Annotated in this window: 26 protein-coding genes and 1 tRNA gene; 13 read left to right on the forward strand and 14 right to left on the reverse strand. The window is 73.2% G+C overall.

Annotation, left to right across the window (positions count from 1 at the left end):
• Window position 1: 1 nt before the first annotated feature.
• The gene (locus ACIP9H_RS04530) at window positions 2-637 is read right to left on the reverse strand and encodes a TetR/AcrR family transcriptional regulator (RefSeq protein ID WP_401582978.1); all 636 of its coding nucleotides are present in this window, start codon (window positions 635-637) and stop codon (window positions 2-4) included.
• Window positions 638-691: 54 nt separating this feature from the next.
• Between ACIP9H_RS04530 and ACIP9H_RS04535 the strand changes: the two genes are divergently transcribed.
• On the forward strand, window positions 692-1,270 hold the full coding sequence (locus ACIP9H_RS04535; RefSeq protein ID WP_401582980.1) for a GNAT family N-acetyltransferase: 579 nt from the start codon (window positions 692-694) through the stop codon (window positions 1,268-1,270).
• Between the two features lie 40 nt (window positions 1,271-1,310).
• Here ACIP9H_RS04535 and speB read toward each other — a convergent pair whose 3' ends face one another.
• A complete protein-coding gene (gene speB / locus ACIP9H_RS04540; protein ID WP_401582982.1) occupies window positions 1,311-2,273 on the reverse strand; it encodes an agmatinase in 963 nt (320 codons plus the stop codon).
• Window positions 2,274-2,454: 181 nt separating this feature from the next.
• Here speB and ACIP9H_RS04545 point away from each other — a divergent pair, with 181 nt between their 5' ends.
• Window positions 2,455-3,960 carry a PucR family transcriptional regulator ligand-binding domain-containing protein gene (locus ACIP9H_RS04545; protein ID WP_401582984.1) on the forward strand — a complete coding sequence of 502 codons (1,506 nt, stop codon included), beginning with the start codon at window positions 2,455-2,457 and terminating at the stop codon, window positions 3,958-3,960.
• Between the two features lie 117 nt (window positions 3,961-4,077).
• On the forward strand, window positions 4,078-4,878 hold the full coding sequence (locus tag ACIP9H_RS04550) for a phosphatase (protein ID WP_360905942.1): 801 nt from the start codon (window positions 4,078-4,080) through the stop codon (window positions 4,876-4,878).
• Between the two features lie 31 nt (window positions 4,879-4,909).
• On the opposite strand, the gene tesB is transcribed toward ACIP9H_RS04550, so the two are convergent.
• Genes tesB through ACIP9H_RS04565 form a run of 3 tightly spaced genes read right to left on the reverse strand, consistent with a single transcriptional unit; the run spans window position 4,910 to window position 7,650 of the window.
• Entirely contained in the window at window positions 4,910-5,794 is an 885-nt protein-coding gene (gene tesB, locus ACIP9H_RS04555; RefSeq protein ID WP_401582987.1) for an acyl-CoA thioesterase II, read from the reverse strand.
• A gap of 34 nt (window positions 5,795-5,828) precedes the next feature.
• A complete protein-coding gene (locus tag ACIP9H_RS04560; RefSeq protein WP_360905944.1) occupies window positions 5,829-6,986 on the reverse strand; it encodes an acyl-CoA dehydrogenase family protein in 1,158 nt (385 codons plus the stop codon).
• A gap of 40 nt (window positions 6,987-7,026) precedes the next feature.
• Window positions 7,027-7,650 carry a TetR/AcrR family transcriptional regulator gene (locus tag ACIP9H_RS04565; RefSeq protein WP_401582989.1) on the reverse strand — a complete coding sequence of 208 codons (624 nt, stop codon included), beginning with the start codon at window positions 7,648-7,650 and terminating at the stop codon, window positions 7,027-7,029.
• 139 nt (window positions 7,651-7,789) lie between these two features.
• Between ACIP9H_RS04565 and ACIP9H_RS04570 the strand changes: the two genes are divergently transcribed.
• The 6 genes from ACIP9H_RS04570 (at window position 7,790) to glmS (ending at window position 15,833) form a co-directional block, all read left to right on the forward strand.
• Window positions 7,790-9,418, forward strand: coding sequence for a carboxyl transferase domain-containing protein (locus ACIP9H_RS04570; RefSeq protein WP_401582991.1), 1,629 nt, complete (start codon window positions 7,790-7,792; stop codon window positions 9,416-9,418).
• 22 nt (window positions 9,419-9,440) lie between these two features.
• Complete coding sequence (locus ACIP9H_RS04575) at window positions 9,441-11,453, forward strand: acetyl/propionyl/methylcrotonyl-CoA carboxylase subunit alpha (protein ID WP_401583216.1); 2,013 nt, start codon at window positions 9,441-9,443, stop codon at window positions 11,451-11,453.
• 29 nt (window positions 11,454-11,482) lie between these two features.
• Entirely contained in the window at window positions 11,483-12,406 is a 924-nt protein-coding gene (locus ACIP9H_RS04580; protein WP_401583218.1) for a hydroxymethylglutaryl-CoA lyase, read from the forward strand.
• 8 nt (window positions 12,407-12,414) lie between these two features.
• On the forward strand, window positions 12,415-13,581 hold the full coding sequence (locus ACIP9H_RS04585; RefSeq protein ID WP_401582992.1) for an acyl-CoA dehydrogenase family protein: 1,167 nt from the start codon (window positions 12,415-12,417) through the stop codon (window positions 13,579-13,581).
• 72 nt (window positions 13,582-13,653) lie between these two features.
• Window positions 13,654-13,929: a hypothetical protein gene (locus ACIP9H_RS04590; RefSeq protein WP_360905948.1), complete on the forward strand. Its 276-nt coding sequence runs from the start codon at window positions 13,654-13,656 to the stop codon at window positions 13,927-13,929.
• Between the two features lie 89 nt (window positions 13,930-14,018).
• Window positions 14,019-15,833, forward strand: a complete 1,815-nt coding sequence (gene glmS, locus ACIP9H_RS04595; RefSeq protein WP_401582994.1) for a glutamine--fructose-6-phosphate transaminase (isomerizing) — start codon at window positions 14,019-14,021, stop codon at window positions 15,831-15,833.
• Between the two features lie 72 nt (window positions 15,834-15,905).
• On the opposite strand, the gene ACIP9H_RS04600 is transcribed toward glmS, so the two are convergent.
• Both ACIP9H_RS04600 and ACIP9H_RS04605 read right to left on the reverse strand, forming a co-directional pair.
• A complete protein-coding gene (locus ACIP9H_RS04600) occupies window positions 15,906-16,502 on the reverse strand; it encodes an acetate uptake transporter (protein ID WP_360905950.1) in 597 nt (198 codons plus the stop codon).
• A gap of 107 nt (window positions 16,503-16,609) precedes the next feature.
• Complete coding sequence (locus tag ACIP9H_RS04605; protein WP_360905951.1) at window positions 16,610-17,131, reverse strand: universal stress protein; 522 nt, start codon at window positions 17,129-17,131, stop codon at window positions 16,610-16,612.
• A gap of 713 nt (window positions 17,132-17,844) precedes the next feature.
• On the opposite strand from ACIP9H_RS04605, the gene ACIP9H_RS04610 reads away from it, so the two are divergent.
• The 3 genes from ACIP9H_RS04610 (at window position 17,845) to ACIP9H_RS04620 (ending at window position 20,172) form a co-directional block, all read left to right on the forward strand.
• Window positions 17,845-19,392 carry a helix-turn-helix domain-containing protein gene (locus ACIP9H_RS04610; protein WP_401957456.1) on the forward strand — a complete coding sequence of 516 codons (1,548 nt, stop codon included), beginning with the start codon at window positions 17,845-17,847 and terminating at the stop codon, window positions 19,390-19,392.
• A 5-nt stretch (window positions 19,393-19,397) separates the two neighbouring features.
• Complete coding sequence (gene orn / locus ACIP9H_RS04615; protein WP_401582996.1) at window positions 19,398-20,009, forward strand: oligoribonuclease; 612 nt, start codon at window positions 19,398-19,400, stop codon at window positions 20,007-20,009.
• Between the two features lie 90 nt (window positions 20,010-20,099).
• Window positions 20,100-20,172 (forward strand) — tRNA-His (locus ACIP9H_RS04620).
• A gap of 134 nt (window positions 20,173-20,306) precedes the next feature.
• On the opposite strand, the gene ACIP9H_RS04625 is transcribed toward ACIP9H_RS04620, so the two are convergent.
• Window positions 20,307-21,101: an SAM-dependent methyltransferase gene (locus ACIP9H_RS04625; RefSeq protein ID WP_401582998.1), complete on the reverse strand. Its 795-nt coding sequence runs from the start codon at window positions 21,099-21,101 to the stop codon at window positions 20,307-20,309.
• A gap of 126 nt (window positions 21,102-21,227) precedes the next feature.
• Window positions 21,228-21,437 carry a hypothetical protein gene (locus ACIP9H_RS04630; RefSeq protein ID WP_401582999.1) on the reverse strand — a complete coding sequence of 70 codons (210 nt, stop codon included), beginning with the start codon at window positions 21,435-21,437 and terminating at the stop codon, window positions 21,228-21,230.
• 108 nt (window positions 21,438-21,545) lie between these two features.
• Here ACIP9H_RS04630 and ACIP9H_RS04635 point away from each other — a divergent pair, with 108 nt between their 5' ends.
• The gene (locus ACIP9H_RS04635; protein ID WP_401583001.1) at window positions 21,546-22,325 is read left to right on the forward strand and encodes an isocitrate lyase/phosphoenolpyruvate mutase family protein; all 780 of its coding nucleotides are present in this window, start codon (window positions 21,546-21,548) and stop codon (window positions 22,323-22,325) included.
• Between the two features lie 7 nt (window positions 22,326-22,332).
• On the opposite strand, the gene ACIP9H_RS04640 is transcribed toward ACIP9H_RS04635, so the two are convergent.
• The 5 genes from ACIP9H_RS04640 to ACIP9H_RS04660 all read right to left on the reverse strand — a co-directional run bounded on the left by ACIP9H_RS04640 (window position 22,333) and on the right by ACIP9H_RS04660 (window position 25,356).
• A complete protein-coding gene (locus ACIP9H_RS04640) occupies window positions 22,333-22,836 on the reverse strand; it encodes a pyridoxamine 5'-phosphate oxidase family protein (protein WP_401583002.1) in 504 nt (167 codons plus the stop codon).
• Window positions 22,837-22,891: 55 nt separating this feature from the next.
• Window positions 22,892-23,080 (reverse strand): hypothetical protein, encoded by a 189-nt coding sequence (locus tag ACIP9H_RS04645; RefSeq protein ID WP_360906048.1) that lies wholly within the window; start codon window positions 23,078-23,080, stop codon window positions 22,892-22,894.
• Window positions 23,081-23,200: 120 nt separating this feature from the next.
• A complete protein-coding gene (locus ACIP9H_RS04650) occupies window positions 23,201-24,229 on the reverse strand; it encodes a LacI family DNA-binding transcriptional regulator (protein WP_401583004.1) in 1,029 nt (342 codons plus the stop codon).
• Window positions 24,230-24,283: 54 nt separating this feature from the next.
• Window positions 24,284-24,562: a DUF397 domain-containing protein gene (locus ACIP9H_RS04655; RefSeq protein WP_401957462.1), complete on the reverse strand. Its 279-nt coding sequence runs from the start codon at window positions 24,560-24,562 to the stop codon at window positions 24,284-24,286.
• On the reverse strand, window positions 24,559-25,356 hold the full coding sequence (locus tag ACIP9H_RS04660; protein ID WP_401583008.1) for a Scr1 family TA system antitoxin-like transcriptional regulator: 798 nt from the start codon (window positions 25,354-25,356) through the stop codon (window positions 24,559-24,561). The genes ACIP9H_RS04655 and ACIP9H_RS04660 overlap by 4 nt, the downstream gene beginning before the upstream one ends.
• Between the last annotated feature and the right edge of the window lie 45 nt (window positions 25,357-25,401).

The raw sequence follows: 25,401 nt of genomic DNA on the forward strand, positions 1-25,401 counted from the left end.
GCTACGACGCGGGTCCGACAGCGGTCGGGTCCGCGGACCCCGTCCGGGGGGCGCGCAGCCCCGCGAGGAAGTCGTCGACGAGGGCGGTCTGCCGGGCGGGCGGAAGGGCCGCCGGGTCGAACAGCGCCTGCACGACCAGGCCGTGCACGAAGGCCACGGCCGTCGCCGCGAGCCCGCCGGGATCGGCGTGCGGGGGCAGTTCCCCCAGCGCGACGGCCTCGTCGAGGTGGGTGCGCAGCCCGTCCCGCATGCGTGCGTAGCGCTCCGCCTGGTCGCGGCCGAGGCCGTCGTCGGACAGGGCGACGTCCCAGGAGGCGACCCAGATGCGGTTGCGGTCGGCGGCGTCCGGGGCGAGCGGGAGGATGTCGATCAGGACCGCGCGCAGGGAGGCCAGGCCCGGGGAGGGGCGCTCGCGCCGGGGGCGTTCGGCGGTGCGCTGCTCCAGGATGCCGAGGGCGTGCGCCACCAGGGCCCGCTTGGTCGGGAAGTAGTGCATCAGCAGGCCGGTGGACGCGCCCATCTCGGCGGCGACGGCACGGAGCGTGAGCCCGGCGAAGCCCTTGGCGGCGAGCACCTGCCACACCGCCTCCGAGACGTCCTGGCGACGGGCTTCATGGTCTCCACGGGCTGGCGGCACGGGTGTAGCTTACCTACCGAACGCTCGTTACGTACGCCGGAAAGGCCGCCGCCCATGTTCGCGATCCCGCTCACCGACGACGCCGTGCTCCGCCCCCTGGAGCCGTGGCGGACCGAGGAGTTCCTCGCCCACATCGACCGGGCCCGGGAGAACGTCGACCCCTGGATCCCGTGGGCGACACGCAGCACCGACGCGGACTCCGCGCGGGCGGTCCTCCAGCGCTACGCCGACGGCCAGGCCCAGGACGGCAACCGCATCTACGGCATCTGGCTGGACGGCACCCTGGTGGGCGGCGTGATGTTCGTGTCCTTCGACGCCGCCGCGGGCCGGTGCGAGGTCGGCTGCTGGCTGGAGGCGGCCGGCCAGGGCCGGGGCCTGGTCACCCGGGCCGTGCGGGTGCTCCTGGACTGGGCGTTCGGCGAGCGCGGCCTGCACCGCGCCGAATGGTGGGCCGCCGCGGGCAACGAGCGCAGCATCGCCACCGCCCGGCGGCTCGGCATGACGCGGGAGGGAGTGCTGCGGCAGCACTCCCCCTACCGCGGGGTGCGCCACGACTACGAGGTGTGGGCCGTGCTCGCCGACGAGTGGCCGCCGACCGGGGACGGGGCGGGCGCGCGGAACACGGCGGGGTGATCCGGCCCCCGCCCGCGCAGTACGCGGCCCTTCGGCCGGGTCAGGCGCGGCTCGCCGCGATCTGCCGGGTCATGATCGTGGTGAGTTCGTACGCGGTGTGGGAGGCCGCGACGCTGGTGATCTCGGCGTGGTCGTACGCGGGGGCGACCTCCACGACGTCGGCGGAGACCAGGTTGCAGGACGCCAGACCGCGCAGGATCTCCAGCAGCTCGCGGGAGGTGATGCCGCCTGCCTCGGGGGTGCCGGTGCCGGGGGCGTGGGCAGGGTCGAGGACGTCGATGTCGACGGAGATGTACAGCGGGCGCCCGCCGATGCGCTCGCGCAGCTGCTGGGCGACCTCGTCGGCGCCGCGCCGGTAGACGTCGGCGGAGGTGACGATGCCGAAGCCCATCTTCTCGTCGTCGGTGAGGTCCTTCTTGCCGTAGAGCGGTCCGCGCGTGCCGACGTGGGACAGCGCCGAGGTGTCGAGGATGCCCTCCTCCACGGCCCGGCGGAACGGCGTGCCGTGGGTGTACTCGGCGCCGAAGTAGGTGTCCCAGGTGTCGAGGTGGGCGTCGAAGTGGAGCAGCGCGACCGGCCCGTGCCGCCGCGCCATGGCGCGCAGCAGCGGCAGGGAGATGGTGTGGTCGCCGCCGAGGGTCATCAGCCGGGCGCCGGTGCCGAGCAGGTCGTCGGCGGCGGCCTGGATCGTCTCGACGGCCTCGTTGATGTCGAACGGGTTCGCCGCGATGTCGCCGGCGTCCGCGACCTGGGCGAGCGTGAAGGGCGAGGCGTCCTGCGCCGGGTTGTAGGGCCGCAGGAGGCGCGAGGCCTCGCGGATCGCGTTGCCGCCGAAGCGGGCGCCCGGGCGGTAGGAGACCCCCGCGTCGAAGGGCACGCCGACCACGGCGACGTCGGCGGCGCCGACCTCGTCCAGGCGCGGCAGCCGCGCGAAGGTGGCGGGTCCGGCGTAGCGCGGGACACGGGAGGAGTCGACGGGGCCGCGCGGTGCGCTGCTGCTCATGGGTGCCTGCCTTTTCGTGCACGTGATGCGTTCGTGGTGGCTCCGCCCACGGCCTCGGACGAGAGCCTGCCGCATGCCGCCGGTACGGCCGCGGTCCACTCCGGCGACATTAAGTGGCTACCAAGGTGTCCTGAAGTGTACGTTTCCTCCATTCACCCTGGCCCCAATGAAGGAAACGCACATGTCGTCCCCGCGCCAGGACCTCGCGCCGCCCGCCCCGCAGATCCCGCTGTCGGTGCTGCTGGCCCTGCCCGACCTCGGGCTGCGGCAGGTGGCCGGACCGCGGGCGGCGGAGGCGGACGTACGGGTCCAGTGGGTGCACGCCAGCGAGATGCAGGACCCCGTCCCCTATCTCCTCGGCGGCGAGCTGGTGCTCACCGCCGGCGTGCACCTCACCGCTGCGGTGGACGCCGGGCCCTACCTGGACCGGTACGTGGCGCGCACGGTGGAGGCGGGCGCCGCGGCGCTGGGCTTCGGCCTCGCCCCGGTGCACGACCGGATCCCGGCGGCGCTGGCCGAGGCCTGCGACCGCCACGGGCTGCCGCTGCTGGAGGTGCCGCCGCGGACGCCGTTCACGGCCGTGGCCCGCGCCGTCTGGCAGGCCATGGGCGAGGCGCGGACCCGTGAGCTGCGGCACGTGACCGAGGCGCAGCAGGCGCTCGCCGCGGCGGCCGCCCGCCCCGACCCCGTCCCGGCCGTGCTGCGCCGGCTGGCCGGGCGCCTCGGCGCCTGGGCGGCGCTCGTCGGACCGGACGGTTCGGAGGTGTACGCGGCCGGGACCGCGCCGGACGCCGGAGTCCGCGCGGCGGCGCACCGGCTGGCCCGCGTGGTCGGCGACGCCGGGCCCGCGGACGCCGCCCGTCCGCCGTCCTCCGCCACCGACGCCCACGACGGGACACGGCTGTCCGCGTACGCCCTGGCGGGCGGCGGCACAGAGGGGCGGCCCGCGCTCGTCCTCGCCTCCGCGCACCCCGACCCGGCCGACCACGCGGTGGCCAATGTGGCGGCCGTCCTGCTCTCCCTGCTCACCGGGCCGCACCTGGGGACGGCGGAGGCCGCGCGGTCGGCCGCACTGGTGCGGCTGCTGCTCGGCGCGGCCCCCGAGGAGGTCGCCCCCCTGCTGGGGCCGGACGGGCCATGGCTCGTCGTGCACGCCCTGCGCCGCGGCGCCCCGGCCGACCCGCGGGCCGCCGCCGCACTCGGCGCCGCCCTGGGCACGGCGTTGCTGGAGGCGGGGGACGAGGCGGTGCGCCTGCTGCTCCCCGCGGACCGGGAGGTCGCGGCCCAGCCCGGCTGGACGCTCGGGGTGAGCGCGCCGGTGCCCGCCGCCGCGCTGGCCGACGGGGACCGCCAGGCGGCGGGAGCGGCGCGCCGGGCCGTCGCGGGCCGCGACGCGCTGGTGCGGCACCGGGGCGGGCACGGCGGCATGGCGGACCTGGTCGCGCCCGACGACGCCAGGGCGCGGGCGCACCAGGTGCTGGCTCCCGTCGCCGGCTCCCCCGCGCTGGTGGAGACCCTGCGCACCTGGATCGGGCTGCACGGCAGCTGGGACCGCACCGCCCTCGCGCTCGGCGTGCACCGCAACACCGTGCGGCAGCGGATCGCCCGCGCCGCCGCCGCGCTGGACGTGGATCCGGACGACCCGGACGTGCGCATGGAGCTGTGGTTCGCGCTGCGCTGGCTGTGAGCGGGAGCCGGGCGCGGCCGGACCGCCCGGCTTCCTGACGCCCCGGCAGGAGATCACGCCTCGGCGTCGATCCCGTCCCGGCCGCACGGACCTTCGGCGGCACGGGAGAATGGGGGCATGCTGCCCCATGTCACCGTGCCCTCCCGTCAGGAACTCGCCGACCACCTCGTCGCCACGCGCATAGCGGGCGACGTCGCCACTCCCCGCGAGAACAACCGCTCCCACTACGCCCGGCTCGCCGAGGGCGACCGCCACTACTGGCTCGGCCTGGAACTCGCGGACCGGTGGACGGACGAGGAGGCGGTGCTCGCGGTGATGGCCGAGCGCTGCGGCGTCGTGGCCGACCCCGGGTACCGCGTCGGCCAGGACACAATCGACCCCGAGCTCACGATCAGCGCTCTGGAGCGGGCCGCCCGCGTGCTCTGCAAGGCCGTGGAGGACGGACAGCGGGTGCTGTTCGCCACCGGCCACCCCGGCGGCCTCCTGGACGTCCACCGCACCCTGGCCGCCGCCCTGCGCGCGGCGGGCTGCGAGGTCATGTCCGTCCCCGGCGGCCTGTCCACGGAGGAGGGCGGGGTCTTCCAGTTCTGCGACGTGACGATGCTGGAGCGCGGCGCCACCTTGTGGCACACGCACTCCCCCGCCCCCATGGCGGCGGTCCTGGACGCGCTGGAGGCGCAGGACCTGCCGCTGCCCGACCTGGTCGTCGCCGACCACGGCTGGGCCGGATGCGCGGGACAGCGCGGCATCACCGCGATCGGCTTCGCCGACTGCAACGACCCGGCGCTCTTCCTGGCCGAGGCCGAGGGCACGGTGTCCGTCACCGTCCCCCTCGACGACCACGTCACCGACCCGCGCTTCTACGACCCGATGACCGCCTTCCTGCTGGACGCCGCGGGCCTGAACCGCCCGGCGTGACCGCGGGTCCCCCTGGTGCGGGGCGGAGCGGTCAGGACGTGCGCGGGACCCGGACCAGGCCCTCCTGGATGACGGAGACGGCCAGCCGCCCGTCCTGGGTGTAGATGCGGGCGGTGCCGAGCCCGCGGCCGCCGGAGGCGGACGGGCTCTGCTGGTCGTACAGCAGCCACTCGTCCGCACGGAACGGCCGGTGGAACCACATGGCGTGGTCCAGGCTCGCGCCCACCACGTCGCCGAGCGCCCAGCCGCCGCGTCCGTGCGCGAGGAGGACGGAGTCCAGCAGCGTCATGTCCGACACATAGGTGGCCAGGCAGACGTGGAGCAGGGGGTCGTCGGCGAGCTTGCCGTTGGTGCGGAACCACACCTGGGAGCGGGCCTCGCGCGGGCCGCGCTCGTGGGCGAGGAACGGCGGCTCGTCCACGTACCGCAGGTCGACGGCGGCCCGCGCCTCCAGGAGGCGGTCCACGACCGTGGGGTCGGGGAAGAGGCCCGCGTGCGGCCGCAGCAGTTCCTCGCCGGTGGGCAGGGACTCCGGGTCCGGGGCGGCCGGCATCGGCTCCTGGTGCTCGAGCCCCTCCTCGTACGTCTGGAAGGACGCCGAGAGGTGGAAGATCGGCTGCCCGTGCTGCACCGCCACCACCCGCCGGGTGGTGAAGGAGCGGCCGTCGCGGATCCGGTCGACCTGGTAGACGATCGGGGCGCCGGGGTCGCCCATGCGCAGGAAGTACGCGTGCAGGGAATGGGCGTCGCGCCCCTCGGGCACGGTCCGCCCGGCCGCCACCAGCGCCTGGGCGGCGACCTGGCCGCCGAAGACGCGGGGCACGACGGCCGAGCGGCTGGCGCCGCGGAAGATGTCCTGCTCGATCCGCTCCAGGTCGAGCAGATCGAGCAGGGACAGCAGGCTCGCGTTGGTCACAGTGCTCTCTCGGGCCGGGCGGCGGACCGCTCGGTCACAGGCCCATCGACTTGGCGATGATCGACTTCATGACCTCGCTGGTGCCGCCGTAGATGCGGTGCACGCGGTTGTCCGCGTACAGGCGGGCGATCGGGTACTCCAGCATGTAGCCGTAGCCGCCGTGCAGCTGGAGGCAGCGGTCGATGACCCTGGCCGCCGTCTCGGTGCAGAACAGCTTGGCACGGGCGGCGTCGGCGGCGTTGAAGTCGCCCTGCTCGTGGGCTTCCAGCGCGCGGTCGACGACGGCCTGCATGGCGTCCACGTCCGAGGCGCACTCGGCGAGCACGAACTTGGTGTTCTGGAACTCGGCGACGGCCTTGCCGAACACCTTGCGGTCGCGCACGTACTGGCCGGCGAAGCGGACCGCCGCGTCGGCCTGCGCGTAGGAGCCCACCGCGATCGCGAGGCGCTCGACCGGCAGGTTGTGGGCCAGGTAGGAGAAGGCCTTGCCCTCCTCGCCGAGCAGGTCCTCGACGGGCACCTTGACGTCGCTGAAGGACAGCTCCGCGGTGTCGGAGGTGCGCAGGCCGATCTTCTCCAGCTTGCGGCCGACCGCGTACCCCTCGCTCTTGGTGTCGACGACGAGGATCGACAGGCCGCCGCGGCGGTCCTCCGCGGTGGCGGGCGCGGTGCGGCAGACCACGAGCACGCGGTCGGCGACGACGCCGCCGGTGATGAAGGTCTTGGCGCCGTTGAGGACGTAGTGGGTGCCGTCCGCGGAGAGCTTGGCGTTGGTGGTCATGCCGGCCAGGTCGGAGCCGGTGCCGGGCTCGGTCATGGCGATGGCCGTCATCATGTCGCCGCTGATGAAGTCGGGCAGCCAGCGCTTCTTCTGCTCCTCGTTGGCGAACTCGAGGAGGTACGGGAGCACCAGGCCGGTGTGCACGCCGCTGCTGCCGAAGCTGACGCCGGCGCGGGCGCACTCCTCGGTCACCACGGCGCTGAACTTCCAGCCGGTGACGCCGGCGCCGCCGTACTCCTCCGGCACCTCGATGCCGAAGATGCCCAGTTCGCCGAGGCGGTTGTAGAACTCACGGGGCGGGTAGCCGGACTCCTCCCACTGGGGGTAGACCGGCACGACCTCGCGGGCGATGAAGTCCCGGACGGTCTCCCGGAACGCCTCGTGGTCCTCGTTGAACACCGTGCGACGCACGTGGCGCCTCCTCTGCAGACCGAGCGAAATAAGCAAGCGCTCAGTAAGTTACTTCCCGGTCGCGCGGACTGTCCAGAGCGGCAAAGGCGCCCAGGGCCAGCCGGCGCAGCAGCACGGCGGTCGCCGCACGCCCGGGCAGCCCGCCGTGCGGACCGAGGTGCGGCGTGGAGTTGAGCAGGCCGAAGACCGCGTGCACGGCCGCCCGCGCCTCGGCCTCGGCGGCCCCCGGGTGGACCTGCCGGACGACCGTGACCCACTGCTCGACGTACTGGCGCTGCAACTGGCGGACCAGCTTGCGGTCGGACTCGCGCAGCCGGTCCAGCTCCCGGTCGTGCAGGATGATCAGCGCCCGGTCGTCCAGGGCGAAGTCGATGTGGCCCTGGACCAGCGCGTCCAGCGCGGCGGCGGGGTCGCCCGCCTCGGCGACGCGCATCCGGCCCGCCGCGTGCAGCCGGCCGCTGATGCCGACGAGCAGCTCGGCCAGCATCGCGTCCTTGCCCGCGAAGTGCCGGTACAGGCCCGGGCCGCTGATGCCGCAGGCCGCCCCTATCTCGTCCACACCGACGCCGTGGAACCCGCGTTCGGCGAAGAGCCGCGCGGCCTCCTGAAGGATCTGGTCGCGTCTGCCGCTTGCCGCCCTCGCGGCCGTCCTCGTGGGCTCCACACCGCACCTTTCCGGGCGGCGTCCGGCGTCCGGCCGCCCCCGCGATCTCGTGGTCCTCATATTCTAGACAGCCGTGTTAACGACCGCTAACGTAGGGGGCATCACAGTTAACGACCGCTAACACCCGGGGGCCCGCGACATGGAAGCACCCGTCCTCGCCAGCGCCGCGGATCCGGCGGGCGAGGCCTTTCACGCCAACGCCAAGGCACACGAGGAGCTGTCCGCGCAGCTGCGCGAGAAGCTCGCCGCGGCCGCCCTCGGCGGCGGCGAGCGAGCCCGCGCCCGGCACACCGCGCGCGGCAAACTGCTCCCCCGTGACCGCGTGGACGGACTGCTCGACCCCGGATCGCCCTTCCTCGAACTGGCGCCGCTGGCCGCCGACGGGATGTACGACGGGCAGGCCCCGGCCGCCGGCGTCGTCGCCGGGATCGGCCGGGTCTCCGGGCGCGAGGTCGTGATCGTCGCCAACGACGCCACGGTCAAGGGCGGCACCTACTACCCGATGACGGTCAAGAAGCACCTGCGCGCGCAGGAGATCGCCCTCGACAACCGGCTGCCCTGCCTCTACCTCGTGGACTCCGGCGGCGCCTTCCTGCCGCGCCAGGACGAGGTCTTCCCCGACCGCGACCACTTCGGCCGGATCTTCTTCAACCAGGCCACCATGTCGGCGCGCGGCATCCCGCAGATCGCCGCCGTGCTCGGCTCGTGCACGGCCGGCGGTGCCTATGTGCCCGCGATGAGCGACGAGGCGGTCATCGTGCGCGGCCAGGGCACGATCTTCCTGGGCGGCCCGCCGCTGGTGAAGGCCGCCACCGGCGAGGTCGTGACCGCGGAGGAGCTGGGCGGCGGCGAGGTCCACTCCCGTGTCTCCGGTGTCACCGACCACCTGGCCGAGGACGACGCCCACGCCCTGCGCATCGTGCGGAACATCGTGGCGACCCTGCCGGCCCGCGGCGCGCTGCCCTGGACGGTCGCGCCCGTGGAGGAGCCCGCCGTCGACCCCGAGGGGCTCTACGGCGCGGTCCCGGTCGACCCGCGCACCCCGTACGACGTCCGCGAGGTGATCGCCCGTATCACCGACGGCAGCCGCTTCTCGGAGTTCAAGGCCGAGTACGGCACCACCTTGGTGACCGGCTTCGCCCGCATCCACGGCCACCCGGTCGGCATCGTCGCCAACAACGGCATCCTGTTCTCCGAGTCCGCCCAGAAGGGCGCGCACTTCATCGAGCTGTGCGACCAGCGCGGGATCCCGCTGCTCTTCCTCCAGAACATCTCCGGCTTCATGGTGGGCCGTCAGTACGAGGCGGGCGGCATCGCGAAACACGGCGCCAAGATGGTGACCGCGGTCGCCACGACCCGGGTGCCCAAGCTGACCGTCGTCATCGGCGGCTCCTACGGCGCGGGCAACTACTCGATGTGCGGGCGCGCCTATTCGCCGCGCTTCCTGTGGATGTGGCCCAACGCCAAGATCTCCGTCATGGGGGGCGAGCAGGCGGCCTCCGTGCTGGCCACGGTCAAGCGCGACCAGATCGAGGCGGCCGGCGACACCTGGGCGGCGGAGGACGAGGAGGGCTTCAAGTCCCCGATCCGCGCGCAGTACGAGGAGCAGGGCAACGCGTACTACGCGACGGCCCGGCTGTGGGACGACGGCGTCATCGACCCGCTCCAGACCCGCCAGGTGCTCGGGCTCGCCCTCACCGCCTGCGCCAACGCGCCCATTCCGCAACGCGATCCCGAGGCGCCCGGCTACGGCGTCTTCCGGATGTAGGGGGACGACCGTGACTCCGCAGATGTTCGACACCGTCCTGGTCGCCAACCGCGGCGAGATCGCGGTCCGGGTGATCCGCACCCTGCGGCGGCTCGGGGTGCGCTCGGTCGCCGTCTTCAGCGACGCGGACGCCGACGCCCGCCATGTGCGCGAGGCCGACACCGCCGTGCGCATCGGCCCGGCGTCCGCCGCCGAGAGCTACCTGTCCGCCGAGCGGCTGCTGGAGGCGGCCGCCCGCAGCGGCGCCCAGGCCGTCCACCCCGGTTACGGCTTCCTCGCCGAGAACGCCGCCTTCGCCCGCGCCTGCGAGGACGCCGGGCTCGTCTTCATCGGCCCGCCCGCCCGCGCCATCGAGCTGATGGGCGACAAGATCCGCGCCAAGGAGACCGTCCAGGCGGCCGGGGTGCCCGTGGTGCCCGGCAGCAGCGGCAGCGGCCTCACCGACGAGCAACTGACCGCCGCCGCGCTGGAGATCGGCACCCCTGTGCTGCTCAAGCCGTCGGCGGGCGGCGGCGGCAAGGGCATGCGCCTGGTGCGCGACCAGGCGCTGCTCGGCGAGGAGATCGCGGCCGCCCGGCGCGAGGCGCGGGGCTCCTTCGGTGACGACACACTGCTGGTGGAGCGGTGGATCGACCGCCCCCGGCACATCGAGATCCAGGTGCTCGCCGACGGCCACGGGCATGTCGTGCACCTCGGCGAGCGCGAGTGCTCACTGCAGCGCCGCCACCAGAAGGTGATCGAGGAGGCGCCCTCCGTCCTGCTGGACGAGGAGACCCGCGCCGCCATGGGCGCCGCCGCCGTGCAGGCGGCGCTGTCCTGCGGCTACGTCGGCGCGGGCACGGTGGAGTTCATCGTCCCCGGCGCCGACCCGGCCGCGTACTGCTTCATGGAGATGAACACCCGGCTCCAGGTCGAGCACCCGGTCACCGAACTCGTCACCGGGCTGGACCTGGTGGAGTGGCAGGTGCGGATCGCGGCCGGCGAACGGCTGCCTCTCGCCCAGGAGGACATCGCCCTGGACGGCCACGCCGTCGAGGCTCGGATCTGCGCGGAGGTCCCCTCCCGGGGCTTCCTTCCCTCGGCCGGCACGGTGCTGGCGCTGCGGGAGCCCGCGGGCGAGGGCGTCCGGGTCGACTCCGGCCTGACCGAGGGCAGCGAGATCGGCACGTCCTACGACCCGATGCTGGCCAAGGTCGTCGCGCACGGCCCGGACCGCGCCACCGCGCTGCGCCGGCTGCGGGCGGCGCTGGCCGGCACGAGCGTGCTGGGCCTGGAGACCAACACCGGCTTCCTGCGGCGCCTGCTGGCGCACCCCGAGGTCGTCTCCGGCGAGCTGGACACCGGGCTGATCGACCGCGAACTGGCCGGGCTCGTACCGTCCGAGGTGCCCGAGGAGGTCTACGCGGCGGCGGCGCTGCTGCGGCACGCCGCCCTGGAGCCCGCGGGCCCGCCCTCGGTGTGGACCGACCCCTTCTCGGTGCCGGGCGGCTGGCGGCTGGGCGGCGAGCCCGCGTGGACGCCGCACTGGCTGCGCGTCCCGGGGCGGGAGCCGGTCGCGGTGCGCTTGCGCGGCCGGGCGGGGGACGCCACGGTGCGCGTCGGTGACGGCCCCGCGGTGCGGGCCCGGCTGGTCGCCGGGGCCGGCCCGCGGGTCACGGTGGAGTGGGACGGCGTCACCCATGCCTTCGACCACGCCGGCGAGTGGCTCGGCCGGGACGGCGACGGCTGGCACGTCCAGGCGTACGACCCGGTCGAGGCGGCACTGCGCGGCGGCGCGGGCGCCGGCGGGGTGGACACCCTCGCCGCGCCCATGCCCGGCACGGTGACCGTGGTCAAGGTCGGCAAGGGCGACGAGGTCACCGCGGGCCAGAGCCTGCTGGTGGTCGAGGCGATGAAGATGGAGCACGTCATCACCGCCCCGCACGACGGCACGGTCACCGAGATCGACGTGAGCCCGGGCAGCACGGTCGCCATGGACCAGGTGCTCGCCGTTGTCACGCCGCATCAGGACCCGCGTGAGGAGGAGGCGAAGTGACGGCCGGGGACGAACGTCTCGGACTGCCCATGTCGGTGCCCCTGGACGGGCTCCCGCGCCGGGTGCGCATCCACGAGGTGGGCGCGCGCGACGGCCTGCAGAACGAGAAGGCGACCGTGCCGACCGAGGTGAAGGCGGAGTTCGTGCACCGCCTGGCCGGCGCCGGACTGACGACCATCGAGGCGACGAGTTTCGTGCACCCCAAGTGGGTGCCCCAACTGGCGGACGCCGAGCAGCTGATGCCGCTGCTGGACGACCTCGGCGAGGGGGTGCGGCTGCCGGTCCTGGTGCCCAACGACCACGGTCTGGAACGTGCGCTGGCCCTCGGCGTGCGCGAGGTCGCCGTCTTCGGCAGCGCCACGGAGTCCTTCGCCAAGGCGAACCTCAACCGCACGGTGGAGGAGTCCCTGGCGATGTTCGCGCCGGTGGTCGCCCGCGCCCGCGAGGCCGGCGCCCGGGTCCGCGGCTATCTGTCGATGTGCTTCGGCGACCCCTGGGAGGGCGCGGTGCCGGTGGCCCAGGCCGCCTCCGTCGCCCGCCGCCTGTACGAGCTGGGGTGCGACGAGCTGAGCCTCGGCGACACCATCGGTGTGGCGACCCCCGGCCATGTGGTGGCCCTGCTGGACGCCCTGGCCGGTCTCGGTGTGCCGGTCGACCGGCTCGCCGTGCACTTCCACGACACGTACGGCCAGGCGCTGTCCAACACCCTGGCCGCCCTCCGGCACGGCGTCGGTGTCGTCGACGCCTCCGCCGGAGGTCTCGGCGGCTGCCCGTACGCCAAGAGCGCCACCGGCAACCTCGCCACCGAAGACCTGGTCTGGATGCTCGACGGCCTCGGCGTCGAGACCGGGGTCGACATCGGCCGTCTCACCGCCACCAGCGTGTGGATGGCCGGGCACCTGGGCCGACCCAGCCCGTCCCGTACCGTCCGCGCCCTCTCCCACCAGGAGTGATCACTGCCATGACGACCGCCCACCGGCTCCCCGCCGAGTACGAGGAACTCCGCCGCACGGTCGAGGAGTTCGCGCACGACGTCGTAGCGCCGAAGATCGGCGAGTTCTACGAGCAGGACGAGTTCCCCTACGAGATCGTCCGCGAGATGGGCCGCATGGGCCTGTTCGGGCTGCCCTTCCCCGAGGAGTACGGCGGCATGGGCGGCGACTACTTCGCCCTCTGCCTGGCCCTGGAGGAACTGGCCCGGGTGGACTCCTCGGTGGCGATCACCCTGGAGGCGGGGGTCTCCCTCGGCGCGATGCCGGTCTTCCGCTACGGCACCGAGGAGCAGAAGCGGGAGTGGCTGCCCCGCCTGACCGCGGGCGAGCAGCTGGGTGCCTTCGGCCTGACGGAGCCGGAGTGCGGCTCGGACGCGGGCGGCACGCGCACCACCGCGCGGCTGGACGAGGCGACCGGCGAGTGGGTGATCAACGGCACCAAGTGCTTCATCACCAACTCGGGCACGGACATCACCGCCCTGGTCACGGTCACCGCCGTCACCGGGCGCGCCGAGGACGGCCGCCCGGAGATCTCCTCGATCATCGTGCCGTCCGGTACGCCCGGCTTCACGGTGTCCAAGAAGTACAGCAAGGTCGGCTGGAACGCCTCGGACACCCGTGAGCTGTCCTTCGCCGACTGCCGGGTGCCCGCCGCCAACCTGCTGGGCGAGCGGGGCCGGGGCTACGCGCAGTTCCTGCGCACCCTGGACGAGGGCCGGATCGCGATCTCGGCGCTGGCGACCGGCCTGGCGCAGGGCTGTGTGGACGAGTCGCTGGCGTACGCCAGGGAGCGGGTCGCCTTCGGCCGCCCGATCGGCACCAACCAGGCGATCCAGTTCAAGATCGCCGACATGGAGATGCGCGCCCACACCGCCCGGCTCGCCTGGCGGGACGCGGCATCCCGGCTGGTGGCCGGTGAGCCGGTCAAGAAGGAGGCGGCGATGGCCAAGCTCTACTCCTCCGAGAGCGCGGTCACCAATGCCCGGGAGGCCACGCAGATCCACGGCGGCTACGGCTTCATGAACGAGTACCCGGTGGCCCGTATGTGGCGGGACTCCAAGATCCTGGAGATCGGGGAGGGCACGAGCGAAGTGCAGCGCATCCTGATCGCGCGCGAGCTCGGCCTTCCGGCGTAGTTTCCACCGCCCCCTGCCCGATATCGGGCAGGATTCTTGCAAACCCTCCCGCCCGTCCCTCAGTATCGAGCGGTGCTCGAACGCCGGACGCCGCATGACGACCTGGTGGACCACCTGGTGCGGACCACGCCGCTGAGCCGCGGCGAGGCCGCCCGGGTGGTCCTCGACGTCCTGGCGTACTTCGACGAGACGGCCGAGGACTTCGTACGGCGGCGTCACCGCGAGCTGCAGTCCAAGGGGCTGCAGAACGCGGAGATCTTCGAACGGATCACCGCCGAGCTGCCGCACCGCGCGGTGGCCCCGCCGGAGTTCTCGCTGCGGCAGCTGCGCCGCATCGTCTACGGCTGACGCACGGTCCGCGGGCGCCTCGCGTCCGGGGCCGGCCCGCCGCACCCCACGGCGTTCGGGCCGCACCACGATCGGGAGGGACAACCACCATGTGCGGAATCGTCGGATACATCGGCAGGCGCGATGTCGCGCCGCTGCTGCTGGAGGGCCTGCAGAGGCTGGAGTACCGCGGGTACGACTCGGCGGGCATCGTCATCACGGGCAAGTCCGGCGGCCTGAAGGCCGTCAAGGCCAAGGGCCGGGTCCGTGAGCTGGAGGCCCGCGTCCCCAAGCGCTTCGCGGGCACCACGGGCATCGCCCACACCCGCTGGGCCACCCACGGCGCCCCCAGCGACGAGAACGCCCACCCCCATCTGGACACCGAGGGCAAAATCGCGGTCGTCCACAACGGCATCGTCGACAACGCCGCCGAACTGCGGGCCAAGCTGACCGCCGACGGCGTGGTCTTCGCCTCCGAGACCGACACCGAGGTGCTGGCCCACCTCATCGCGCGCTCCGACGCGGAGACGCTGGAGGAGCGGGTCCAGCAGGCCCTGTCGCGCATCGAGGGCACCTACGGCATCGCCGTCCTGCACGCCGACTTCCCGGACCGCATCGTGGTCGCCCGCAACGGCTCCCCGGTCGTGCTCGGCATCGGCGAGCACGAGATGCTGGTCGCCTCCGACGTCGCCGCCCTGGTCCGCCACACCCGCCAGGTCGTCACCCTGGACGACGGCGAGATGGCCACCTTGAAGGCCGGCGACTACCGCACGTACACCACGGCCGGCAGCCGCACGTCGCCCGAGCCGACCACCATCGAGTGGGAGGCCGAGAACTACGACCTCGGCGGCCACGACACGTACATGCACAAGGAGATCGCCGAGCAGCCGGACGCGGTGGACCGCGTGCTGCGCGGCCGGATCGACGACCGCTTCTCCACCGTCCACCTGGGCGGGCTGAACCTCGACGCCCGCGAGGCGCGCGCGGTGCGCCGGGTGAAGATCCTCGGCTGCGGCTCGGCGTTCCACGCGGGCCAGATCGGCGCCCAGATGATCGAGGAACTGGCCCGCATCCCGGCGGACGCCGAGCCGGCCTCGGAGTTCCGCTACCGCAACCCGGTGGTGGACCCGGACACGCTCTACATCGCCGTCAGCCAGTCCGGCGAGACGTACGACACCCTCGCGGCCGTCCAGGAGCTCAAGCGCAAGGGCGCGCGCGTCCTGGGCGTGGTCAACGTGGTCGGCAGCGCCATCGCCCGGGAGACCGACGGCGGCATGTACGTGCACGCGGGCCCCGAGGTGTGCGTGGTGTCCACCAAGTGCTTCACCAACACCGCCGTGGCCTTCGCGCTGCTCGCGCTGCACCTCGGCCGGATCCGCGACCTGTCGGTCGCCGACGGCCGGCGGATCATCGAGGGCCTGCGGAAGCTGCCGGGCCAGATCGCCGAGGTCCTGGCCGGCGAGGACGAGATCAAAAGGCTGGCGGCGGAGTACGCGGACGCCAAGAGCATGATGTTCGTCGGCCGCGTGCGCGGCTACCCGGTCGCCCGTGAGGCCTCGCTGAAGCTCAAGGAGGTCTCCTACGTCCATGCGGAGGCCTACCCGGCGTCCGAGCTCAAGCACGGCCCGCTGGCGCTCATCGAGCCGTCGGTGCCGACCGTGGCGATCGTCCCGGACGACGAGCTGGTGGACAAGAACCGGGCGACGCTGGAGGAGATCAAGGCGCGCAGCGGCCGCATCCTCGCGGTGGCGCACCAGGTGGAGGCGAAGGCCGACCACACCATCGTCGTCCCGCGCAACGAGCCGGAGCTCGACCCGGTGCTGATGGGCATCCCGCTGCAACTGCTGGCGTACCACTCGGCGCTGGCGCTGGGCCGGGACATCGACAAGCCGCGCAACCTGGCGAAGTCCGTCACCGTGGAGTAGGCCCCGCGCCCCCGTGCACACGGAACGGCCCCCCGCGCCCTGCGGCGCGGGGGGCCGTTCCGTACCGGTGGGTCAGGCCGCGTGCCCGCGGTGCGGGACGCCCAGCCGCCAGCCGTCCGCCAGGGCCCTGCGGCCCCAGGCGGCGTTGGTGAGCAGTGCGGTGCCGCCGTACCAGGCGACCACGCCGGCCACCAGGCCGATCCAGCCGGCCACCTTGCCGAGTCCGCCGTTGGAGGCCAGGGCGGCGATGCCGGACAGCGCGGCGGAGACGGTCAGCAGCCCGAAGGCCGCCTGTGCCACGCCGCCCATCTGCCAGGCCGCCATCGTGAGGGTGAGTGCCAGCAGCGCCCACAGGAGCATGAACAGCCCGACGACCTCCTTGCTCGCACCCGCGCCGGACCCGCCGGACCAGGTCACCCAGAAGGCGCCCAGCGAGGCGAACGCGGTGCCGGTGAAGCCGTTGCCGCCGTAGAACTCCCACATGCCGGCGACGAATTGGGTGATGCCGCCGACGAAGAGCGCGAGCCGCGCGGCGTCGGCCGCCGCGGCGTTGTCGATGACGCCCGTGCTGAACAGCCCGTAGGCGATCAGTGTCAGGCCGAGTGCCAGATATCCCAGAGCCGCTGCGCCGACTCCTGCTGAACGTGCCGTGGAGACGTCGTTGTCCACCGCCGGCCCCCTTCGTGTTCGAGGGAAGAAACTGCAGGTGAGATACCCTTCACAAGGGCACAAGCAATCCCGCGGAGCCGACATTCACGGCAACTGGCGCCGAATCGTTATGGAATGACCACGACAGGCCGCTGGGCGCGCCGGGCGAGCCGTCCGGCGACCGATCCGAAGATCTTGCCGATGATCCCGTGCGTCCCGCCCACCACGATGGCGTCGGCCTCGTACTCCCGGCCGACCTCCTCCAGCTCGTGGCAGATGTCCCCGCCGCGCTCGACGAGGATCCAGGGAACCTCCGACAGGTGGTCGGCGCAGGCGAGTTCGAGGCCGAGCACCTCGGTGCGGTGGTCGGGGACGTCGACGAAGACGGGCGGTTCGCAGCCGGCCCACACGGTGGCCGGCAGGCGGTTGGCGACATGCACGATGATCAGCGCGGAACCCGAACGGCGCGCCATGCCGATGGCGTACGCGAGCGCCCGCTCGCTGGACAGGGAGCCGTCGAAGCCGACCACCACCCCGTGCCTGAAGGCGGGGTCGCAGGCAGCGCGCGGCTCGGAGTCCGCCTGCGGGACCGCCGCCGATTCGGCGAGCGGCTTTCCGTCGGCGGGCTCGGGGAGCTCGTAACCGGCCATGATGCGGTTTCTCGGCAAGGTCGGCGCCGGTGGCACCGAGAGGGCGGACAACAACAGTGCGGGGGCCGCGGGACCGACCGGATTTCGACCAGTAAGGGGCTGCCCTTCCCGCTCACTCCAGAGTACGGCGGCCCCGGTCCAGTGCCCAGAGGTGCGCGGACCCTCACAGCGTCCCCTTACCCCGGAGTTTCCAGGAGAATGCCGGAGCGAGGCGCCGAGCGCAACGCCACGTCGCCAACCGGACAAGTCGCCCCTCCGCCCCTTGTCCCGGCCTGTCCGCCACCGGCCATATCCGGAATCGTCCTCAGGGCTCCTTCGGGCCCTGGGGGCGCACTCGTTCATCGGCCACATGGGGGGCGCACGACGGGGCGCTGACCTGGGGCGCGTACACTGATTCCCCTCATTTTCAGCCAACTTCCTTGTGGCGAAGGCCACTTGGGACACACCACCGCCAACCGCCCTGTCGCCGGTGAGGAACCGGAATGAGGGGGCGCACAAGCCTTGTGCGCCTGTCCACCGCTTCAAGGCACACTTCACGAGCGGAACTCTTCGTGATCGAATGCTTCACGCCACGTGGTCATGTCGACATACCGGCAGGTGATGAACTTGCCATTGCGGATGCAACTGAGCCAGTAGATTCGATCTTGAGAGACAACGGCGGGGGATCCGTGCAGGACCGAGAGGACGAGTCGACCGAGGGGGGCCCCAGCTCCATGAACCAGGAGTCCAGGACCGGCACCATGGCGGAGATCCAGTCGGCCGCCGGCATGTCCACCGCACTGTCCGTGTCTTCGGGGGTCCCGGGTGCCCCGGGCGCCCCGGCCACTGCCGCAACTCCGGCGGCCCCGGCCGCCCACGGCTTCCCGAACCTCCCGGGAGTTCCGGCGGCACCGGCCGCCACCGCTTCCGCGGCGGCCCCGTCGGTCGCCTCGGCGGCCGGCCGCGCGCCCCGCAAGCTGTCGGCGCGGCGCCGTCAGGAGGTCGTGGCCGTCATGCTGTTCAGCGGCGGCCCCATCTTCGAGAGCTCGATTCCCCTGTCGGTGTTCGGCATCGACCGCCAGGACGCCGGGGTACCCCGCTACCGTCTGCTGGTCTGCGCCGGCGAGGACGGCCCGCTGCGCACCACCGGCGGCCTCGAACTGTCCGCGCCCTACGGGCTGGAGGCCCTCTCACGGGCCGGCACGGTCGTGGTGCCCGCCTGGCGCTCCATCTCGCAACCGCCGCCCCCCGAGGCGCTGGACGCCCTGCGCCGCGCCCACGAGGAGGGCGCGCGCATCATCGGCCTGTGCACCGGCGCCTTCGTGCTCGCCGCCGCCGGGCTGCTGGACGGGCGCCCCGCCACCACGCACTGGATGTACGCGCCGACACTGGCCAAGCGCTACCCCTCGGTCCATGTCGACCCCCGCGAACTCTTCGTCGACGACGGCGACGTGCTCACCAGCGCCGGCACCGCCGCCGGGATCGACCTGTGCCTGCACGTGGTGCGCAGCGACCACGGCAGCGAGGCCGCCAACGCGCTGGCCCGCCGGCTGGTCGTACCGCCGCGCAGGGGCGACTGGGGCGGCCAGCCACGGCATCTGGACCGCTCTTTACCGGAGGAGATCGGGGGCGATCCCCTCGCCGAGGTCGTCGCATGGGCCCTGGAGCACCTGCACGAGCAGTTCGACGTGGAGACCCTCGCCGCGCGCGCCTACATGAGCCGCCGCACCTTCGACCGCCGCTTCCGCACCCTGACCGGCAGCGCGCCCCTTCAGTGGCTGATCACCCAGCGCGTCCTCCAGGCGCAGCGCCTGCTGGAGACCTCCGACTACTCGGTGGACGAGGTCGCCGCCCGCTGCGGCTTCCGGTCCCCCGTCGCCCTGCGCGGCCACTTCCGCCGCCAGCTGGGCTCCTCCCCCGCCTCCTACCGCACCGCCTTCCGTGCCCGGCGCCCCCACGACGAGGCCGACGCACCCGCGGCCGCCAAGGACCCGCGCGGCCACGAGCCGTCCGGCGGCCCCGTGCCCGCGCCGCGCCGCGGCTCCCCGCAGCAGGCCGAGCGCTCCGGCGGCGTGCTCCCGATCCCGGGCCAGGGCGGTCCGCCGGCCGGCGCCGGCATCGTCAAGCAGGACCCCGACGGCTACGCGGCCCGCATCCCCGAGCAGGCCGGCAGCCGCTTCGACGCCCGCGAGGTGCACCCGCTGCGGCGGTCCCGCGACGGACGGGACGGACGGAGCAGGAACGCGGCTATGCCTGCTCCGCGGGATCGCCCCGTAGGGTGAGACGTATGAACGACCGGATGGTGTGGATCGACTGCGAGATGACCGGGCTCTCCCTGGCCCAGGACGCTCTGATCGAGGTGGCGGCGCTCGTCACCGACTCGGAGCTCAATGTGCTCGGGGAGGGGGTCGACATCGTGATCCGCCCTCCCGCGGAGGCGCTGGAGAGCATGCCCGACATCGTCCGCACGATGCACACCGCCTCGGGGCTGCTGCAGGAGCTGGACGGCGGCGTGACCCTGGAGGAGGCCGAGAAGCTCGTCCTGGACTACGTGCGCCAGTACGTGAGGGAGCCCCGCAAGGCGCCGCTGTGCGGCAACTCCGTCTCCACCGACCGGGGCTTCCTCGCCCGTGACATGCCGACGCTCGAGCAGCACCTGCACTACCGCATCGTGGACGTCTCCTCGATCAAGGAGCTGTCCCGCCGCTGGTACCCGCGGGCCTACTTCGCCAGCCCCGAGAAGAACGGCAACCACCGGGCGCTCGCCGACATCCGCGAGTCCATCGCGGAGCTGCGCTACTACCGCGAGGCGGTCTTCGTCCCCCAGCCGGGACCCGACACGGAGACCGCCCGCACCATCGCCGCGAAGCACGTCCTGCCTGCGGAAACGGCGAAGTGACCGACCCGCGGAAAAGGTAGGCGCGAGCACCCTCCCGGACCCTGTACACTTTTCCTCGGCCGGTGCGAAGGAAACAAAGCGCCGGACATGGTGGGTGTAGCTCAGTTGGTAGAGCACCTGGTTGTGGTCCAGGTGGCCGCGGGTTCGAGTCCCGTCACTCACCCTGAACGATCAAGGCCCGGTCTGCGCGAGCAGGCCGGGCCTTCTTCGTGCCGTACCGGGCCGCGCGGAACCACGAAGGGCCCCCCGCCGCGTCGCCGCGGCGCGGGGGCCCTCTCCCGGTCGTCCGGCCGGAGCCTAGGCCTTGCGGGCCACGCCGCCGTAGAAGCCGATCTCGCCGGAGCGCGGCGAGGGCTCGGTGTCCGGGTGCCAGAACGGGACCTGGACCAGACCGGGCGCGACCGGTTCGAAGCCGTCGAAGAAGCTCTCGACCTCGGAGCGGGAACGCAGGTTCAAGGAGGCGGTGGCCTTGCTGTAGACGGCCTGGGCCTCGCTGCGGTCCGCGAAGTCGCCCGTGGCGTGCGAGAGCACCAGGAAGCTGCCGGCCGGGAGCGCGTCGCGCAAGCTCGCGACGACCTGCCCGGGCTGCTCCGCGTCGGTGAGGAAGTGGAGCACGGCGACGAGCAGCAGGGCGACCGGCTCGTCGAAGTCGATGACCTTGCGGACGTCGGGGTGGTCCACGATCCCCTGCGGGTCGCGCAGGTCGGCGAGGACGACGCTGGTGGCGCCGGGCCGGCTGAGCAGCGTGCTGGCGTAGGTGTTCACGATCGGGTCGTTGTCGACGTACGCGATGCGCACGTCCGGCGCGGTCTCCTGCGCGATCTCGTGCACGTTCGGCGAGGTGGGCAGCCCGGTGCCGATGTCGAGGATCTGGCGGACGCCGCTGCCGACGACGTACCGGACGGCGCGCTGGAGGAAGCCCCGGTTGGCCTGTACGCCGATCCTCACCTCGGGTGCCGCGGCGGCAAGTTCGTCGCCCGCGTGGCGGTCCACCTCGTAGTTGTCCTTGCCGCCCAGCAGGTAGTCGTAGATCCGCGCGGGGTGCGGCCTGCTGGTGTCTATCTCCTCGGCGCGGAAGCCGTCCTGTCTCACGCTGCGCTCCTCTCGACGACCGTCCGGGCTCCCGGCCCGCGGACGGCAGACGACAGCTTCGCACATCAACATCGCAGGGCACGGCCCTGGTTGATCACCGTGCGGCACAGCGTGAGAGAACGCCGATCAGGGCTTCCAGTGGTACTTGGCGCCACCGACCCAGCGCACGACGGCCGGGTCGTCGAGGTCCACGTGGTCGATACCGGCCTGGTGGCAGATACGGACGACGTCGAGGAGGTCATGGGCGATGCCCACGGTCTCCCCGCCGATCTGGACGATCCGGAACGGCGGGTCCCCCTCGTGGACGAGGGAGACGACGATGGGGGTGTCGGTCACCCTTCCAGCTTGCGGCAGACCCGCGGCGGGCGCACCCGCCAGGTGGCCCACCGGGACGGGCCCCGATTGGACCGGGCGGCCGGGCGGCGGCCCGCCTACGGTGGGCCCATGAGCACCACGGACTCCTCCCCCGCGCGGCTCGCCGCCCGCCTGCGCGCACTGCACGTCCCCGGCCGCCCGCTGACCCTGCCCAACGTGTGGGACGCCGCCTCGGCCCGTGTGGTGGCCGAGGCGGGGTTCCCGGCCGTCGCCACCGGCAGCGCGCCCGTCGCGGCGTCCCTGGGCCACCCCGACGGGGAGGTCGTGCCACCCGCGGAGATGCTGGCCGCGGTCGCGCGCGTCGTGCGGGCCGCCGGGGTCCCGGTGACGGCGGACATGGAGCGGGGCTACGGATTCGCCCCGGCGGAGTTCGCCGAGCGGCTGGCCGCGACCGGGGCCGTCGGCTGCAACCTGGAGGACACCGATCCGCGCACGGGCCGCCTGGTGGACGCCGGGGAGCAGGCCGACTTCCTCGCCGCCGTCCGCGCGGCCGATCCCGACCTGGTGATCAACGCCCGCACCGATGCCCTGGTGCGGGAGCCGGCACCGGCGCACGAGCGGCCCGCGGAGGCCGCCCGGCGGATCCGGCTGTACCTGGAGGCGGGGGCGGACTGCGTGTACCCCTTCGGCCGGCTGGACGAGGAGACCACGGCGGCCCTGGTCGCCGCCGCCGGCGGACGCCCCGTCAACGTCCTTGCCCGGCCCGGCGGTCCGGCGACGCCCCGGCTGGCGGAGCTGGGCGTCGCCCGGATCAGTTACGGCCCTCAGCTCCACACCGCGGCCCTGCGGCACCTGGCGGACCTCGTCGCGGTCGTGCGCGACGGCGGCAGCCCCTTCGCGGCGGGCTGACCGGGACTCAGTCCCCCTCGCGCGGGGGCCCGTCGCCGGCGCCGCGCCGCAGGGTGCGCACGGGGCGGCCCGGCCGCCAGACCTGGAGCACGATGTCGGGGTCGTCGACGTACGTCCGCACGACCTCGTCCAGTTCGGCGGCGAAGAGGTGGAACGGGCCCTCCGGCACCGTCACCTCACCGGTGAAGCGGGCGACGGCCGCGGGGTCGGTGACCTCCACGGCGCGGCCGCTGATCCTGATGTCGCCGCCGTCCATGGAAGTGCCGGGACCGGGGTTCACATGGAGGGAGAAACGCGGGTCGCGGCGCAGGTCGAGGGCCTTGCGCGAGTTCGGCATCATGCCGAACCACAGCTCCCCGAGCCGGAACTCCGCCTCGATACCGGTCACCCGCGGGGAGCCGTCGGCCCGCAGCGTGGCGAGCACATGGTGCTTGTAGGGGCTGAATCGTGTGGTCACGGCCTGTGCGAGACCGGGTTCCGCGGCCTCGAAGTCCGCCCAGCGTGTCGTCATACGACGATGCTCCCCGGCATACCCGACATCTTGTGTCGGCATTGCCGGGGAGTTCCTACTCCTCGCCCTTGCGGCCCTGCGTGCGGCCGCGGCCGTGGCCCTGACGGGCGGCCTGCCAGATCGCGCGCAGGCGGTCCAGCTCGGCCAGTTCGGCGCGCGACCAGGTACGCCGGCCCGCCACATACCGCCGTATGGCCTCGTTGGCGGCCTCGACGGATCGGCGGTCCAGAACGGTCGGTGACATACCCGTGATGTTATCGGCCGGGTCCGACAGCGACCCCCGGCCGAGCCCCCCACCGGGCGATATCACACCGTGACCCTTCTCACTGTGGCGGGGGTCACTTCCGGGGAACCGGCCCCGGCGTCACGCCGATTCGCGCCGCACCAGCTCGGTCGGGAGCACGACGTGCCGTCGGGGCGCGGTGTCCGCCCCGATCTCCTCCAGCAGCACCCGGGCCATGGTGCGGCCCATCTCCTCGATGGGCTGGCGCACACTCGTCAGCGGCGGATCGGTGTGCCGGGCCACGGCGGAGTCGTCGAAACCGATCAGCGCCACGTCGTCCGGCACCCGGCGGCCGAACTCGCGCAGCACCTGCAACGCACCGCTCGCCATGACGTCCGAGGCGGCGAAGACCGCGTCGACGTCCGGCCGCCGCTCCAGCAGGGCGCGCATCGCGGCGCGGCCGCCCTCCTCGGTGAAGTCGCCGCGGGCGACCAGGTCGTCGTCCGGGACCAGCCCGGCGTCCCCGATCGCCTGCCGGTAGCCGTCGAGCCGGCAGCGGGCGACGTACATGTCCGGCGGCCCGGTGATGGTCGCGACCGCCCGGCAGCCGCGGCCCAGCAGGTGCTCCACCGCCGAGCGGGCGCCGCCGACGTTGTCGGAGTCGACGTACGCCACCGACTCCCGGTCCGAGCGGCGGCCGCTGAGCACCGTGGGCACCGCCATCTGCTCCAGCAGGTCGGGCAGCGGGTCGTTCTCGTGGACCGACACCAGCAGGACGCCGTCCACCCGGTGCGCCCCGAGGTACTGGGCGAAGCGCTGCCGCTCCTTGGGGGTCCGCAGCAGCGTCAGCAGCAGTTGCATGTCGGTGTCGGCCAGTGCGGCACCCACACCGCGGATGATGTCGGAGAAGTACGGCTCCGCGAAGAGCCGGGTCTCCTCCTCCGGGATGACCAGCGCGATGGCGTCGGTGCGGTTGGCCGCCAGGGCACGGGCCGCCCGGTTGGGCACATAGCCGAGTTCGGCGATGGCGGCCTCCACGGCGGCCTTGGTGTGCTCGCTGACCCGCGGCGACCCGTTGATCACCCGCGAGACCGTGCCGCGGCCCACACCGGCCCGCGCGGCGACCTCCTCCAGCGTCGGCCTGCCGCTGCGCCGTCCGCCCATCACCATTGCGGTCTCCCCATCACGAGTGGCAACGGCGCCACCTTAAAGCGTCGGCTCCCCTCAGGCGGGGCCCGGCAGGCCGATACCCGCAAAGCCGCCCCCCGCCGCGACGGCGGCGACGAACTCCGCCCAGGCGGCGGGCGCGAACGCGAGCGTGGGACCCTGCGGGTCCTTGGAGTCCCGGACGTGCACGGCGTCGACGGTCGGTGCGACCTCGACGCAGTCGCTGCCCTCGGTCTCGCTGTACGTGGACGTGCGCCAGGAGAGGGCGACCTCGACGCAGTTCCCGCCCTGGTCGTCGCTGTAGCTGGACTTGAACCACACGAACTGTGCGCTCACATCGCCTCCGCCACTCGCCCGATGAACTGCGCGGACTCCTCGACCCCAAGGGCCTGCATGCGGATGATGCCATGGCGCTGGGACAGCGTGCTGACCCTTGCGGGCTCCGAGTACAGCGCGCTGGTCTCGTAGTGCTCGTGATCCTCCGTCTCGAGCAGAACCAGCGAACCGCTGAGCGCGGGATAGGCGGCACGGTCGACCGGCAGTACCTGGACAGCGACGTTGCGCATGGCTCCTACCGCCAACAGGTGGTGCATTCGGCTCCGCATCACTTCGGGGCCACCCACCCCGGAATGCAGGGCGGCCTCATAGATGACAAAGCCGAACAGCACCGTCGGCTTCCGCCGGAGTCTTTCCTGACGTGCCATGCGAGCCGTGACACGCTCCTCGATGGTCTCGTCGTCGAGAGGCGGGCAGCTGTTGCCGATCAGGGCGCGGACATAGGCCTCGGTCTGCAACAGGCCGGGGATCAGCAGTGGCTCGCAGCCGTACAGTGCGACGGCCTCGGCCTCCGCCTGCATGAACTCCCGCGTGCGCTCCGGGAACTTCTCCGGTTTCAGGAACTCCTGGGCCGCCACCAGCTTGCCGCCCGCGCCGCACAAGTGGTCCGCCACCTGGAGCAGGCGCAGCATCGGACGCCGGCGCCCGAGCTCCATGGAGCGCACCGTCTCGATGCCGTAGCCCGCCTCGTCGGCCAACCGCTCGCGCGTGACGCCCGCTTGCTCACGCCAGAGCTTGACCTGGTTGCCGCAGTACCGCCACGCCATCGGCGGCTGGGTCACCTCGCCGGTCATCCGCACACATCCCCGCACGCTCCGTAGTCACCAGCCTACGGAAGG

It is taken from the genome of Streptomyces sp. NPDC088732 (assembly GCF_044751205.1).
In the GTDB taxonomy this organism is placed as follows: Bacteria; Actinomycetota; Actinomycetes; order Streptomycetales; family Streptomycetaceae; genus Actinacidiphila.

What these genes read in the sequence shown, in the direction of transcription:
- ACIP9H_RS04635 (WP_401583001.1), top strand. Translation starts at nt 21,546, where the DNA reads ATGAGCACCACGGACTCCTCCCCCGCGCGGCTCGCCGCCCGCCTGCGC.
- ACIP9H_RS04580 (WP_401583218.1), top strand. Translation starts at nt 11,483, where the DNA reads ATGTCGGTGCCCCTGGACGGGCTCCCGCGCCGGGTGCGCATCCACGAG.
- ACIP9H_RS04640 (WP_401583002.1), bottom strand. Translation starts at nt 22,836, where the DNA reads ATGACGACACGCTGGGCGGACTTCGAGGCCGCGGAACCCGGTCTCGCA.
- ACIP9H_RS04660 (WP_401583008.1), bottom strand. Translation starts at nt 25,356, where the DNA reads ATGACCGGCGAGGTGACCCAGCCGCCGATGGCGTGGCGGTACTGCGGC.
- ACIP9H_RS04585 (WP_401582992.1), top strand. Translation starts at nt 12,415, where the DNA reads ATGACGACCGCCCACCGGCTCCCCGCCGAGTACGAGGAACTCCGCCGC.
- ACIP9H_RS04535 (WP_401582980.1), top strand. Translation starts at nt 692, where the DNA reads ATGTTCGCGATCCCGCTCACCGACGACGCCGTGCTCCGCCCCCTGGAG.
- ACIP9H_RS04605 (WP_360905951.1), bottom strand. Translation starts at nt 17,131, where the DNA reads ATGGCCGGTTACGAGCTCCCCGAGCCCGCCGACGGAAAGCCGCTCGCC.
- glmS (WP_401582994.1), top strand. Translation starts at nt 14,019, where the DNA reads ATGTGCGGAATCGTCGGATACATCGGCAGGCGCGATGTCGCGCCGCTG.
- orn (WP_401582996.1), top strand. Translation starts at nt 19,398, where the DNA reads ATGAACGACCGGATGGTGTGGATCGACTGCGAGATGACCGGGCTCTCC.
- ACIP9H_RS04575 (WP_401583216.1), top strand. Translation starts at nt 9,441, where the DNA reads ATGTTCGACACCGTCCTGGTCGCCAACCGCGGCGAGATCGCGGTCCGG.
- ACIP9H_RS04570 (WP_401582991.1), top strand. Translation starts at nt 7,790, where the DNA reads ATGGAAGCACCCGTCCTCGCCAGCGCCGCGGATCCGGCGGGCGAGGCC.
- speB (WP_401582982.1), bottom strand. Translation starts at nt 2,273, where the DNA reads ATGAGCAGCAGCGCACCGCGCGGCCCCGTCGACTCCTCCCGTGTCCCG.
- ACIP9H_RS04545 (WP_401582984.1), top strand. Translation starts at nt 2,455, where the DNA reads ATGTCGTCCCCGCGCCAGGACCTCGCGCCGCCCGCCCCGCAGATCCCG.
- ACIP9H_RS04645 (WP_360906048.1), bottom strand. Translation starts at nt 23,080, where the DNA reads ATGTCACCGACCGTTCTGGACCGCCGATCCGTCGAGGCCGCCAACGAG.
- ACIP9H_RS04550 (WP_360905942.1), top strand. Translation starts at nt 4,078, where the DNA reads ATGCTGCCCCATGTCACCGTGCCCTCCCGTCAGGAACTCGCCGACCAC.
- ACIP9H_RS04650 (WP_401583004.1), bottom strand. Translation starts at nt 24,229, where the DNA reads ATGGTGATGGGCGGACGGCGCAGCGGCAGGCCGACGCTGGAGGAGGTC.
- ACIP9H_RS04610 (WP_401957456.1), top strand. Translation starts at nt 17,845, where the DNA reads ATGAACCAGGAGTCCAGGACCGGCACCATGGCGGAGATCCAGTCGGCC.